The 13,830-nt window shown below is 40.3% G+C and carries 10 protein-coding genes; 6 read left to right on the plus strand and 4 right to left on the minus strand.

Translation table 11 applies throughout. From position 1 onward, the window contains the following. The first annotated feature begins 49 nt into the window (after window positions 1-49). The gene (gene sucC / locus MMO42_RS10830; RefSeq protein ID WP_003655470.1) at window positions 50-1,216 is read left to right on the plus strand and encodes an ADP-forming succinate--CoA ligase subunit beta; all 1,167 of its coding nucleotides are present in this window, start codon (window positions 50-52) and stop codon (window positions 1,214-1,216) included. A gap of 12 nt (window positions 1,217-1,228) precedes the next feature. Next, window positions 1,229-2,119, plus strand: a complete 891-nt coding sequence (gene sucD / locus MMO42_RS10835; protein ID WP_003655479.1) for a succinate--CoA ligase subunit alpha — start codon at window positions 1,229-1,231, stop codon at window positions 2,117-2,119. Window positions 2,120-2,213: 94 nt separating this feature from the next. Here sucD and MMO42_RS10840 read toward each other — a convergent pair whose 3' ends face one another. The 4 genes from MMO42_RS10840 to trpS form a co-directional block, all read right to left on the minus strand. After that, on the minus strand, window positions 2,214-3,854 hold the full coding sequence (locus tag MMO42_RS10840; RefSeq protein WP_241320529.1) for an alkaline phosphatase D family protein: 1,641 nt from the start codon (window positions 3,852-3,854) through the stop codon (window positions 2,214-2,216). Window positions 3,855-4,056: 202 nt separating this feature from the next. Next, complete coding sequence (locus MMO42_RS10845) at window positions 4,057-5,769, minus strand: flotillin family protein (protein WP_241320530.1); 1,713 nt, start codon at window positions 5,767-5,769, stop codon at window positions 4,057-4,059. A gap of 30 nt (window positions 5,770-5,799) precedes the next feature. Continuing rightward, entirely contained in the window at window positions 5,800-6,444 is a 645-nt protein-coding gene (locus MMO42_RS10850) for a YqiJ family protein (protein ID WP_241320531.1), read from the minus strand. Window positions 6,445-6,859: 415 nt separating this feature from the next. After that, a complete protein-coding gene (gene trpS / locus MMO42_RS10855; protein WP_005150350.1) occupies window positions 6,860-7,873 on the minus strand; it encodes a tryptophan--tRNA ligase in 1,014 nt (337 codons plus the stop codon). 164 nt (window positions 7,874-8,037) lie between these two features. Here trpS and MMO42_RS10860 point away from each other — a divergent pair, with 164 nt between their 5' ends. The 4 genes from MMO42_RS10860 to MMO42_RS10875 form a co-directional block, all read left to right on the plus strand. Then, on the plus strand, window positions 8,038-8,964 hold the full coding sequence (locus MMO42_RS10860; protein ID WP_241320532.1) for a DUF808 domain-containing protein: 927 nt from the start codon (window positions 8,038-8,040) through the stop codon (window positions 8,962-8,964). A 37-nt stretch (window positions 8,965-9,001) separates the two neighbouring features. Then, window positions 9,002-9,892 carry a neutral zinc metallopeptidase gene (locus MMO42_RS10865; protein WP_241320533.1) on the plus strand — a complete coding sequence of 297 codons (891 nt, stop codon included), beginning with the start codon at window positions 9,002-9,004 and terminating at the stop codon, window positions 9,890-9,892. Between the two features lie 280 nt (window positions 9,893-10,172). Beyond that, a complete protein-coding gene (locus MMO42_RS10870; RefSeq protein WP_005296257.1) occupies window positions 10,173-11,672 on the plus strand; it encodes a cation:proton antiporter in 1,500 nt (499 codons plus the stop codon). A 458-nt stretch (window positions 11,673-12,130) separates the two neighbouring features. Next, on the plus strand, window positions 12,131-13,830 hold a 1,700-nt coding region (locus tag MMO42_RS10875), incomplete at its 3' end, for an Ig-like domain-containing protein (RefSeq protein WP_241320534.1).

Here is a 13,830-nt window from a genome sequence, read left to right on the forward strand (position 1 = left end):
TTAAGAAGATCAAGGCTGTATCACTACAAACAACATAGTAGGTAACTAAATGAACTTACATGAGTATCAAGCTAAAGCGTTATTGAAAGAATATGGCATGCCAGTACAAGAAGGTATCTTGGCAACAAATGCAGACGAAGCAGTTGCTGCATTTGAACAGCTTGGTGGTAAATTCGCTGTAATGAAAGCGCAAGTTCATGCTGGTGGTCGTGGTAAGGCTGGTGGCGTTAAAGTTGCAAAATCTAAAGAAGATGTTATTGAATTTGCAAACAACATCATTGGTACTCGTCTTGTAACGTATCAAACAGATGCAAATGGTCAGCCAGTTAACAGCATTATCGTTGCTGAAGACGTTTACCCAGTTGAGCGTGAGCTTTATTTGGGCGCGGTTGTAGACCGTTCTAGCCGTCGTATTACTTTCATGGCTTCTACCGAAGGTGGTGTAGAAATCGAGAAAGTTGCAGAAGAAACTCCAGAAAAAATTATCAAAGTTGAAGTTGATCCACTTGTTGGCTTACAACCATTCCAAGCACGTGAAGTTGCGTTTGCTTTAGGTTTGAAAGACAAACAAATCAGCCAATTTGTAAAAATTATGGCTGCTGCTTACCAAGCATTTGTTGAAAATGACTTTGCATTATTTGAAATTAACCCACTTTCAGTTCGTGAAAATGGCGATATTTTATGTGTAGATGCGAAAGTCGGTATCGACTCTAACGCGCTTTACCGTTTACCTAAAGTTGCTGCTTTACGTGACAAATCTCAAGAGAATGAGCGTGAATTAAAAGCATCTGAATTTGACCTTAACTATGTTGCTTTAGAAGGTAACATCGGTTGTATGGTGAATGGTGCTGGTCTTGCAATGGCGACTATGGACATCATCAAACTTTATGGTGGCCAGCCTGCAAACTTCCTTGACGTTGGTGGCGGTGCAACGAAAGAGCGCGTAATCGAAGCGTTCAAAATCATCCTTGCTGATACTTCTGTTCAAGGTGTTTTAATCAACATCTTCGGTGGTATCGTACGTTGTGACATGATTGCTGAAGCGATTATTGCAGCGGTTCAAGAAGTAAATGTAACTGTACCAGTTGTTGTCCGTTTAGAAGGTAACAACGCTGAGTTAGGTGCTAAATTACTTGATGAATCAGGTTTGAAATTAATTTCTGCGAACGGTTTATCTGATGCCGCAGAAAAAGTTGTAGCTGCAGTTAAAGCGTAAGGAGTATCAATCATGAGCGTATTAATTAATAAAGACACTAAAGTATTGGTACAAGGTTTTACTGGTAAAAACGGTACTTTCCACTCTGCACAAGCTTTAGACTACGGTACAAAAGTTGTTGGTGGTGTTACTCCAGGTAAAGGTGGTACAACTCACCTTGACTTACCAGTATTCAACACAATGAAAGAAGCTGTACGTGAAACAAATGCTGATGCATCTGTAATCTATGTACCAGCTCCGTTCGTTTTAGACTCAATCGTTGAAGCGGTTGATTCCGGTGTTGGCCTGATTGTTGTGATCACTGAAGGTGTTCCAACTATCGATATGCTTAAAGCAAAACGCTACTTAGAAACTAACGGTAACGGTACTCGTTTAGTTGGTCCTAACTGCCCAGGCGTGATCACTCCAGGTGAATGTAAGATTGGTATTATGCCAGGTCACATCCACCAACCAGGTCGTATTGGTATCATCTCGCGTTCAGGTACATTGACTTATGAAGCAGTTGCTCAAACAACTAAGCTTGGTTTAGGTCAATCTACTTGTATCGGTATTGGTGGTGACCCAATCCCAGGTATGAACCAGATCGAAGCACTTCAATTGTTCCAAGACGATCCAGATACTGATGCAATCATCATGATCGGTGAGATCGGTGGTACAGCGGAAGAAGAAGCTGCTGAATTCATCAAATCTAACGTGACTAAGCCTGTAGTCGGTTACATTGCTGGTGTAACTGCACCTAAAGGTAAGCGTATGGGTCACGCTGGTGCGATCATTTCTGGTGGTCAAGGTACTGCTGAAGAGAAATTCGCTGCGTTTGAACGCGCGGGAATGGCTTACACTCGTAGCCCAGCTGAGCTTGGTTCTACAATGTTGCAAGTTTTAAAAGAGAAAGGTTTAGCGTAATTCGTTAGATTTTAATCTTTAAAAAACCCCAATGGAGACATTGGGTTTTTTTTATTGGGCTGTTCCATTATCTAAGTTTTTATGGCTTGAGTTTTTAACTCAATACGGCTGTTAACACTTGAGTATATTGGGAAATACCGTCCAGATTAAAAAATTCGACTTTTAAGGATTTAGTTTGTGGATCAATATTGACTTCACCAAAAAACTGATAGCCATCTAAAGGCGAGAGATTTGCTTTACCCGCAGGTGGTGTTTTTTTAAATATGACTTGTCCACCGAAAGTTGTATCCATTTCATTAGGACCAAAAGTTCCTGCATTTAAAGGACCTGCTACAAATTCCCAAAAAGGGGAAAAATCAGTGAATTGAGCTTGAGTATTATCATAATAATGTGCAGCACAATAGTGGACATCGGCTGTTAACCATATGATGTTTTTTACTGCTTTAATACGACCCAGTAACCCTGCGATTTCCAGTTCACGGCCAAGAGGCGCACCATTGTTTCCATTCGCAATTGCTTCCCAAGTTTTGGAAATACTGTCAGCCGCGCCAAAGTTATCTTGCACATTTAAGCCGATAGGCATATCTGCGGCAATCACTTTCCATACAGCTTTTGAATTTGACAATTCATTAACCAACCAATTCACTTGTGCTTCGCCTAGAAATGCTGAGTTTGCATTTAAACTGGTTTGTAGATTGGTGCTATTTCCTCCACGATACGAACGCATATCGAGTACAAAGACCTCTAATAATGGGCCATGGCTGATTTTACGGTAAATACGTTGATCACTGAGTGCTTCGCTTGTCCAAGACATAGGAGAGTATTCTAAAAATGCCTGTTTACCGCGTTGACTAAGCGTATTGATATTTTTTTCGGTATAAGCATTATTTTTGCTGAGGTCTTTAGTCGAGGACCAATTATTGGTAATTTCATGATCATCCCATTGCCAGATTTGTGGTACTTCAGCAGCAAATTTTCGTAAGTTTTCATCCATAAAATTATAACGATAACGACCGCGGAACTCCTTTAAGCTTTCCGCAACTTTACTGACTTCTTCAGTGACAATATTTTTCCAGACGCGTACCTCATCAGGTTTTAATGATTGCCCTGATTGTAGAGTCACAGTGCTTTGGAGCGGACCATCCGCATAAATGGTATCACCACTATGAAGAAAAAAGTCGGGTTGGCGCAGGCGCATCGTTTCCCAAATTTTCATGCCTCCTATGTCTGGATTAATGCCCCAACCTTGCCCCACGACGTCACCACCCCAAACAAAACGAATAGGGGATGTACCTGTTGTCGTGGTACGAAAGTTGCCCATATAGGCTTCGCTGATTGCATTATTTTGGGTTGCATCCTCAAAGCTAACCCGCAAAAATATATGCTGATCATTTGGTAAACCCGTCAGGTTAATTCGACCAGTAAAGTCGCTGGCTTCAGTGACGACTGGACCTGTTACAATTTTGGGTTGTTTAAAGCGATCAGTAAAGTCATATTCTACGCGTAGTTTGGCAGCCCGATCTGCTTGTGCCCAAATCGTTGCATTGCCATTACGGACATCACCAATTTGAATGCCTGAGGGAAATTGGGGTCTAAGATTATCTGGAAGAATAATAGCAGGAGCTTTATTGTCACTCAGACCACAGGCAGCTAGTGTTGAGAAGGATGCAACACCGACAGCCAATTTCCCACTATTAATCAAGAAACGGCGACGGCTTTGAATAAACTGCGACATATTGGCATCTCATTTATTTGGTGAGGTGGAGTTTTTGCAGTATGAGAAGCCTAAGTGAATGAATGATGACATGAAGATCATTTGAATTTTGGGATATGCGATAAGTTGATTCTGTTTATAAAAATGAAAAAAATCGGTTTTCATGCAACCGATTTTTGAAATGGCTTAAAGCTGTCTAGCAATAAAATTATTGATCTTATCTCTAGATTTCGTTTTTAGGTTTTAACCCTTGAGTCAAACCATTGATATCGCCACCTTGTAAGCCAAGTTCATTCATTAAGCTATCAATCAGCGGTGCTTGGGAACGATAGCGCAGGGCACTATTCACCACTTGATCGGATAAAGAGGTTTGACCATTTTCAATCGCTTCACCTGAAGTAGTAGAACCACCAGCAAAGCCATTTAAACCATTCACTTGCAAAATTTTGATGTCATCAATATTTTCCATTGGTTTAACACTTTCACGAATAATCTCTGGTAAATGCTTTAACAATGCCAAACGAACTTGCATTTCCACTTGCTCAGCAGAAAGGGTATTGGCGGCTTCATTGACTGCACGAGCACCTTCCGCATCAACCTGATATTGTTTTTCCAACGCTTGAGCAAGTAGGATTTTTGCATCCGCCTCACCTTTAGCTTTTAAGCGAATCTTTTCAGCATCTGCTTCTGCTGCAATACGTACTGCTTCTGCTTCATCGGCAGCGGCTTTTTTGCCAGCATCTGCAGCAACGGTAATCGCAATCGCTTCTTTCTCTGCCGTTTGTTTAGCCGCAACCAGCTCGACTGCTTTTTGACGCTCAGCACGCTGTGTTTCACGTACAGTCACAACTTCTTCCTCTGCTTTTACCGCTTCGGCACGGGCCTTGTCAGCTTGCGCTTTAGCTTCTGATTCAGCACGAGATTTTTCAGCAATGGCAATGGCGCGGTCTTGCTCAGCCAATTCAATAGTTTTCTTCTGTTCGACCTGTGCTTTTTGAATGAGCTGAGCTTTTTGGATATTTTCATTCTCTACATCACGAGCAGAAGCAATTCGTTTTAATTCCACTTCACGCTCAGCAGCAATTTGAGCTTCTTCAGCCTCACGTTTTTTACCTGCTTCTTGAGAGGCGATTTCTGCGGTTTGTTCAGCTTTACGAATCGAGATTTCACGCTCTTGCTGTAACTTTGCATATTCTTCTTCACGCGAAATTTCTAAACGAGCACGTTCTGCTTCCAAGTTCTTTGCGCGAATCGCAAGATCGGCATCTTGTTCAATGTCATTACGCTTCTTGCGACGGTCTTCAATGGTTTCAGTCAGCTTGGTTAAACCTTCTGCATCAAACGCATTTTGTGGATTAAAGAATTTAAAGCTAGTTTGATCTAGACCTGTTAAGGAAACAGTTTCAAGCTCCAAGCCATTCTTAGATAAATCCTCAGACACGACTTGCTGAACTTTTTGCACAAAGTCGACACGCTTTTCATGTAGCTCTTCCATGGCCATTTCAGCGGCAACGGCACGAAGTGAATCGACAAATTTACCTTCGACCAGATCTTTGAGTTCTGGTGGTGACATGGTTTTTCGCCCTAGCGTCTGAGCTGCAGTCGCAATCGATTCAGCAATCGGTTTTACACGAACATAGAATTCTGCCATCACGTCGACACGCATACGATCGCGTGTAATCAATGCTTGGTCCGCAGCACGTTTGACTTCTAAACGTAAAGTGTTCATGTTGACAGGAATAATTTCATGTAAAACAGGAAGAACAATGGCACCGCCATTTAAAATGACTTTTTCGCCACCAAAACCTGTGCGAACAAAAGAAACTTCCTTACTTGAACGTGTATATAAACGCGCAATGATAATGCCAATAAAAATAAGTGCCGCAAAAATAACACCTGTAATAATTAAAATTTCAGTCAATGCTGAATTCAACATCTAAACACCCTCATGTAATAAATATAAAAATTAAGAAGCAACCGCTTGGAATCCAATTTTGGTTCTTTGCGTTAAAATCACTTGTTGCCCTTGATGAAAAACAATATCAAGCTCGGGTTCAACCAAGACGTAATGGGTTTGGCCAAATTGATCTTTGACTTTGGCTTGTGCAGGGGAGTTGGGTTTGGCATCGCCTAGAATAATGTGTGCTGTTCTACCGATTAAATCGTCTGTTTGAATTGCAGTGGTTTCGTCTTTAGGAATAATTTTGGCAATCAGCGCTGCGCTATAACGTACCAGTGGCATACACAGAAATAAGCAAGCAGGTGCAATAATCCAAGCAGACAGATAATGTTCAGTCAATTGATAGAACACATCTTGAAGGATCAGACCTGTAAGCGCATAAACTGTTAAGAAGATGATTAGCCAAATCAGCAACGGCACTTTGCCAAGATAAAGCCATTCTAAAAGCTGAGTTAAAAGATGATCAGACTGTTCCAAAGAAACATCGGCATGATCAACATGACTGAGACTATCAGGTAAAAACTGCTCTAAAAAGCTCGAACTACCACCCAATAACAGTAAAATAAGTTCAAGAATGCCGATAAACAGGCACAGCATTAAAGCAATGCTAAAAACAATATTGGAAGGATGTGTTAATAGATCCCAGATCATCTGTATTACTCTTTTATCTTTAGAGTTAATTAATAAATTTTTTATAAAAATAAAACAGTTATAAGAGTAAAGAGAACTCGTCTAAATTTCAACCTAAATCGTTCATATTATTGCAGATGAAAAAAAACGCAATGATTGGGGTGATCACTGCGTTGAACAACGAATCTGTTTAAAACAGTTCCGGTTGAAAGGAGAAATGTCATGAGATTAGTGTGAACTAATCTACAACGCAATCATATTAAGAAACTTGACCAAGTTCATCGGTATTCATGTTAACTACTGTTAATAGATGTTAATAAGTGACGAAAATTGTTAGCTTTGTATTTTTCGATAAAGTTCTAAAATTAAACTTAAATCAAATGCTTAATGTAAAAAAAGCCCAAAGATGGGCTTTTTAGTGGAAAAATAACGTAAATTAGAATCTAAATAGTCCCAATCCCGCTTTTACTTCATCCAGTGTTTGTTGCGTGATATCACGGCATTTGTCTGTACCATGTTTTAAAATATCCATGATGTAATCAGGATCTTTTTCTAATTCAGCACGACGTTCACGAATTGGAGTAATCAATTCTTTCAGTACGCCTTCCAAACGTTTTTTCACAGTTCCATCGCCTAGACCACCACGACGGTAATGCGCTTTTAATTCTTCCACTTCTTCTTTGTTTGGATCAAAAGCATCAAGATAGGTAAATACGATATTGCCTTCAACTTGGCCTGGATCTTCAATACGTAAATGGTTTGGATCGGTATACATCGCATTGACTGCTTTTTTAATGTCTTTGTCAGAAGCATTCAGCACAATGGTATTGCCCAATGACTTCGACATTTTCGCTTTACCATCAAAACCAGGTAAACGTGCCATGTTTGACAAGAGGGCTTTACACTCTGGTAATAGGTCATGACCAATTTGACGGTTTACACGACGTACCACTTCGTTGGTTTGTTCGATCATTGGGATTTGATCTTCACCCACAGGAACAACTGTTGCTTTAAATGCAGTGATATCTGCGGCTTGTGCAATTGGGTAGCATAAGAAACCCGCTGGAATATCACGCTCAAAACCACGCATCTGGATCTCAGATTTAATGGTTGGGTTACGCTCTAAACGTGCGACGGTCACGTAGTTGAGGTAAAGCATGGTCAATTCATTTAGTGCAGGTAAACATGACTGTACACAAATTGTCGTTTTGCTCGGGTCAATCCCAACAGCAAGATAATCTAAAGCAACTTGAAGAATATTATTGCGGACTTTATCTGGGTTATCGGCATTGTCTGTCATCGCCTGTGCATCAGCCAATAACAGATGTTGATGATGACTGTCTTGTAGACCTACACGAGAACGTAATGAACCGACAAAGTGTCCAAGATGAAGTTGTCCAGTTGGACGGTCGCCTGTCAAAATGATTGGACGTTGATCAATATTACTCATGATATGTTCCAAGATTCAGTTATTTCATAGATATAAGATTGATATTATTGTACGAGAAATAAATTTTTTTCGTCAGCGATAATTTTAACTTTTTCTTAAAATCATATTGTGATTTCAACAGGTGATTCTACAATAGCGATATAAATACAAACTAGGAAATAAAAATGGCGAGTGGTTTATTACTATTACTAGATGATATTGCAACAATTTTAGATGATGTTGCTGTGATGAGTAAAATGGCAGCAAAGAAAACAGCAGGCGTCTTGGGAGATGATTTAGCCCTCAATGCACAGCAAGTCAGTGGTGTTCGTTCTGATCGTGAGCTACCTGTAGTTTGGAGTGTTGCCAAAGGATCATTTGTTAATAAGTTAATTCTCGTACCATTGGCACTATTAATTAGTGTTGTTGCGCCTTGGCTGATTAATCCATTACTGATGATTGGTGGTTTGTTCCTCTGCTATGAAGGTGTAGAAAAAGTTGTACATATGTTGCAGCATAAAAAAGCCAAAACAGCAGAAGAAGCCAGTGAAAACTTACAGGAAGTCGAAGTTGATCTGGCTAAATTTGAAAAAGAGAAAGTTAAAGGTGCGATTCGAACCGACTTTATTCTCTCTGCTGAAATTGTGGTGATTTCGTTAGGTACAGTTGCAACAGCAGCATTTATGACTAAAGTGACAGTATTAAGTATCATTGCAATTGTCATGACAGTCGGGGTGTATGGTCTGGTTGCAATGATTGTAAAAATTGACGATTTAGGTTTATATCTAACACAACAAGCTTCTGAATTTAAAAATAAAATAGGACGTGGTCTACTTGGTTTTGCTCCAATTTTAATGAAAACACTTTCTATTGTTGGAACGGTTGCAATGTTTTTAGTTGGCGGTGGGATAATTACCCATACCATTCCTTTATTGCATCATTTTACTGAAGAAACTGTTGATCATTTAGAGCTCATCCCAAGTTTTGGTTCAATCATTGGTGCTTTAACGCCAACTTTGATTAACCTTGGTATTGGTTTGCTTGCTGGTGCCGTGGTATTGATCATTGTGAGTCTGATCCAAAAACTATGGCCAAAAAAAGCATCGGCTTAAACTGAGATCGTCATCATCAGAGTTATGTGAGGTAATTATGCGTTGGAAAGGTCGTCGAGTCAGTACCAATGTTGAAGACCGTCGCGGTGGTGGCGGTGCTAAAGCGGGTGGGATTAGTATTATTGGATTAGTGGTCGCTTTCATCGCTTGGAAGTTCTTTGGCGTTGACCCTCAACAAGCCTATCAGGCAACACAAGCGGTCACTGCACAATCATCTCAACAAGGCGGTGCACCCCAAAACTTAACGGCTGAGCAAAAAGAAGCCAGTGATTTTGTGGGAACGGTATTGGCAGATACCGAAGATACTTGGACGCCGATTTTTCAGCAGCTCGGAATGACTTATAAGCCACCACGGCTTGTATTATTTAGTGGGGTAGATCGTTCAGGTTGTGGTACAGCGCAAGCTGCAATGGGACCTTTCTATTGTCCTGCGGACCAAAAAGTCTATATTGATACTTCTTTCTTTAAAGATATGCGTCAGCAAATGGGTATTTCAGGAGAGCAGAATCAAACTGAGCTTTCTCGTCAAGATCAGGCGGGTGATTTCGCACAGGCTTATGTAATTGCGCATGAGGTTGGGCACCATATTCAGAACTTACTCGGGATCTCCGGTCAGGTACAGCAGGCACGTGCACAAGCAAGCCAAGCACAAGGCAATCAACTTTCTGTGCGTTTAGAATTACAGGCAGATTGTTTTGCAGGAATCTGGTCACACCAAAACCAACAGCGTACACAGTTCTTAGAACAAGGTGATATTGAAGAGGCGATGGATGCGGCCGAGAAAATTGGTGATGACTATTTACAGCGCCGTGCGACAGGACAGGTTGTACCTGATAGCTTTACCCATGGTACAAGTGAACAACGCATGCAATGGTTCCAAATTGGATTAAAATCAGGTGATATCAATCAGTGTAATACTTTTAAATAGGATAAAAAAGGAGCGTTGCTCCTTGATTTTTATACGGAAGATATACGAATTAAAAGAAGAATTAACGTAAAATAACGCTGTCTATGCTGAGTTGAGGATGATTGGTTTATTGTTGTGTTTAAACCATTTATTGATAAAAATTAAATAATAAGATGAATGAATCACAGCGTAGACCGCCATTCTTTCTTCAGTTGAAAATGCTTTAAATTTTATGATTCGCAGCAGTTTTAAAGTTTAAATAGAATCTATGTATTTAAAATTGAATAAATAAAGAGGTCGTATGGGTAATTTTTTTCTTTTACAAGCATTGACGGTTGTTTTTGCCTTATCCATTGCGACGACTATTTTTAATAAACGAATATTAGGCTTTCCTCAGGCGATTGGTGTTCCGATTGTTTCTGCAATTTTTGTCTTTATTTTACAGTGGGGAGCAAGTTTATTAAATGGTAATCAGTTTATTACCATTAATATTCATAATATTGAAGCAGCTGTAAGAAATATTGATTTTTATGATTTTTTAATTAATGGTGTCATTTGCTTTATTTTAACGTCATCAGCACTTAAATTTAAAATCTCAGATTTGAGAAAACATTGGAAGCCGATTAGTATTTTAGCCACGATCGCACTGGTGTTATGTGCAGGATTTTATGCAGGTTTATTATACTTGTTTCAATGGTTGGTTGGCTATCCTGTCCCAATTGGTGTTTTACTATTATTAGGTGCGGCACTGGGGGCGACAGATCCAATTGGGGTTAAAGGGGTGTTAAGTTCAATTCGTGCGCCCCATCACTTAATTGTAAAACTAGAAGGTGAGTCATTGTTTAATGATGCTATGTGTATTGCATTATTTATGACTTTATTAAAAGTTCTACAGGGTGAACATTTCTCATTGCTGGCGACAATTGAAACTTTATTATATGAAATCTTTGTTGCCGTTATTATTGGTTTTGCTTTTGGATTTGCAATCTTACGTTTACTGCGCGGTAAACATGAAATGGAATCATTGATTTTAACCACGGCATTGCTTGCAAGTGGTTCTTATCTTGTTGCCTTATTCGCGCATGCATCGGCTCCGATTGCGTGTGTGATTGGTGGTTTGATTGTGGGGAATAAGTGGCAAGAAATTCGTGAGCAGCGTGAGATCCGCGAAGTGAACCATTTTTGGCATACGGTTGAAGGGATTATCAATTCTTTTCTTTTTACGCTGATCGGTTTAGAGCTCTTCATTCTTGATCTAAGTGCTAACCTTATTATTGGCGGGATCATTGCTTTCATTATCCTGCATCTCTCACGTTTTGCCGCGAACTTCGCTGCCTTTGCACTTTTTCCATCCTTTCGCAATAAAAGCTATAACGGGAGTTTGGCGATTTTGTCTTGGGGAGGAGTACGTGGTGGTATTTCACTCGCTTTGATTCTCGCCGTGGCGAATATTCCGGAGCTAAGTCAATATAGTAGTATTTTGATTGGCTATACTTTTATTAGTGTATTACTCTCTGGCGTAGTCTGTGGCTTAGGCCTACCTGCGGTGATGAATGCCTTCTATTACAACCCAAGTGAGGAGACCCAGGGCTTTAAAGGCTTTTATCAGCGTATGTGCAATAAGATGAATCGTCGTGGTTTTAAATATATTGTCGGTGAGGATAGTCTGGGACGAGAGACGATCACAATTTATAATCCTGAAATTCTACTGGATCAGAAAACTGAAGATGGTGTGGCAACGATGCATCATCCGAACAAGAGAGAAGAAGTTAAACGTTTAGAGAATCCAGATAATTTCTAGTCACATAACTTTCCTATTTGTTCAAAAAGCCTTTTATAAAAAAGGCTTTTTTATTTTGGTTATAAAATATTATTTAATTATTTTTAAACTTAATTTTAATAATTGGTTTAATAGTTTTTTATTCATTTGTTTTTTTGAAAAGATTGTTAAATTAAATTTAAATACCTTTTGGGAATCTATTAAATAATAATGGTGTATTTGTTTAAAAGTGTAAAAATTATAATTGCTTGAAAAAGTTTTGTTTTTTTAAATTCTTTTAAATCATTGTGTTATTTGATTATTAAAAAATATTCTAATGTAAGTTTATTTTTTTGTTTTGTGAGCTATTTAACATTTATTGGGTTTGATTTAAAGTGGTGCTGTGAACTCTATCACTTAGAAACAATAATTTAAACTTAAGTTAATAATGTAATTAAGAATTGATTAAATATTAAAAATTTATAATGAGGAATATAACCATGTCTCAAATACAAATTATTTCCAAGGAAAGTCATCAAACCCTTGTAAATACGACGGGAAAAACGGCAACATTACCCTCTGAACCTTCAGTTGTATTAATTAAGGTCTCTGCAAGTGATATTTCAGTTGTTAAGAGAGATGGTGTAAATGCAGTTGTAGTATTAAAAAATGGTGAAACGATTGTTATTCATAATTTCTTTAATAATGGTGAAGTAGCGGATAATAGTCTGGTTCTTCAGGGTGAAGACAATCAACTTGTATGGGCACATTTTAAAGATGCTGAAAGTGATGCTGATGCCGACGCGGATGCTGACGCTGATGCGGACTCTGATGATGATGATCATGAAGGGGCAGTCTTTTTAGAGGAAACTCCAGCACTTGTACCTGAAGCAGCAGCAGCACCTGTTGAAGCAGCAGCGTTACAACCAATTGAAGCAGTAGAACCTTTACTTTATGCGGGTGAAACGTCTAATGGTTTTAGTCCATGGCTATGGGCTTTACCAATTCTTGCGATTGGGGGTATTGCCGCTGGTAGCAGCGGTGGAGGCGGCGGCGGGGGCAATAACGATAATAATGCAGATACCACACCACCAAATACCGATGCTGTAAAATTTAATATCAATCCAGTGACAGCAGACAATGTTCTGAATGCCGCAGAATCAGCAGCTAATGTAACCTTGACTGGAACACTTACTGGTGTCCCAGCGGATGCAGCAACGACTGTAGTGACTGTTGTTGTCAATGGTGTGACCTATACTGCGCCAGTGGATGCCGCAGCAGGTACATGGAGTGTGAATGTCCCTGGTAGCGGATTATTGGCAGATGGTGATAAGACAATTGATGCCAATGTGAAGTTCACAGATGCGGCAGGTAACAGCAGTAATGTTACTGATACACAAGTGTATACCGTAGATGTAACTGCCCCGAATGCACCAAATATTGATCCAATCAATGCGACGGATCCAATTACGGGTACAGCAGAACCAGGCTCAACGGTGACAGTGACCTTCCCGAATGGAAGCACAGTTCAAGTACCAACGGACCCAACTACTGGGGTATGGACAACACCGAATCCAGGTAACTTACCAAATGGCGGTACAGTGACCGCGGTTGCAACAGATCCAGCGGGTAATCCATCTGCACCAGGTACAGAAACAGTTGATACAGTTGGCCCAGATGTTTCAGGTACGACTTTAACGGTTGGCACTGTGACTGCAGACAACGTCCTGAATGCGGCAGAGTCAGGCGGCAATGTGACCGTGACAGGCACCTTGACGGGTATTCCAGCGGATGCAGCAACCACGGCAGTGACTTTACTGATCAATGGCGTGAGCTATACCGCAACGGTTGATCCTGTGACAGGCAACTGGACAGCAAGTGTGGCGGGCAGTGACCTGTTGGCGGATGGTGATAAAACCATTGATGCGACAGCGACCTTCACTGATACCGCAGGCAACAGCAGCAACATCGCAGATACACAAGTGTACAGCGTCGATGTAACTGCACCGAATGCGCCAGACATTGATCCAATCAATGCCACAGATCCGATTACCGGTACCGCAGAACCAGGTTCAACGGTGACGGTGACCTTCCCGAATGGCACAACCGTTCAAGTACCAACAGATCCAACCACAGGGGTATGGACCACACCGAATCCAGGTAACTTACCAAATGGCGGTACAGTGACCGCGGTTGCAAC

The sequence above is a fragment of the Acinetobacter sp. ANC 3882 genome, from assembly GCF_022549545.1.
Taxonomy (GTDB): Bacteria; Pseudomonadota; Gammaproteobacteria; order Pseudomonadales; family Moraxellaceae; genus Acinetobacter.

Coding starts and splice junctions, on each gene's coding strand:
- sucC (WP_003655470.1), top strand. CDS start 50: ATGAACTTACATGAGTATCAAGCTAAAGCGTTATTGAAAGAATATGGC.
- sucD (WP_003655479.1), top strand. CDS start 1,229: ATGAGCGTATTAATTAATAAAGACACTAAAGTATTGGTACAAGGTTTT.
- MMO42_RS10840 (WP_241320529.1), bottom strand. CDS start 3,854: ATGTCGCAGTTTATTCAAAGCCGTCGCCGTTTCTTGATTAATAGTGGG.
- MMO42_RS10845 (WP_241320530.1), bottom strand. CDS start 5,769: ATGTTGAATTCAGCATTGACTGAAATTTTAATTATTACAGGTGTTATT.
- MMO42_RS10850 (WP_241320531.1), bottom strand. CDS start 6,444: ATGATCTGGGATCTATTAACACATCCTTCCAATATTGTTTTTAGCATT.
- trpS (WP_005150350.1), bottom strand. CDS start 7,873: ATGAGTAATATTGATCAACGTCCAATCATTTTGACAGGCGACCGTCCA.
- MMO42_RS10860 (WP_241320532.1), top strand. CDS start 8,038: ATGGCGAGTGGTTTATTACTATTACTAGATGATATTGCAACAATTTTA.
- MMO42_RS10865 (WP_241320533.1), top strand. CDS start 9,002: ATGCGTTGGAAAGGTCGTCGAGTCAGTACCAATGTTGAAGACCGTCGC.
- MMO42_RS10870 (WP_005296257.1), top strand. CDS start 10,173: ATGGGTAATTTTTTTCTTTTACAAGCATTGACGGTTGTTTTTGCCTTA.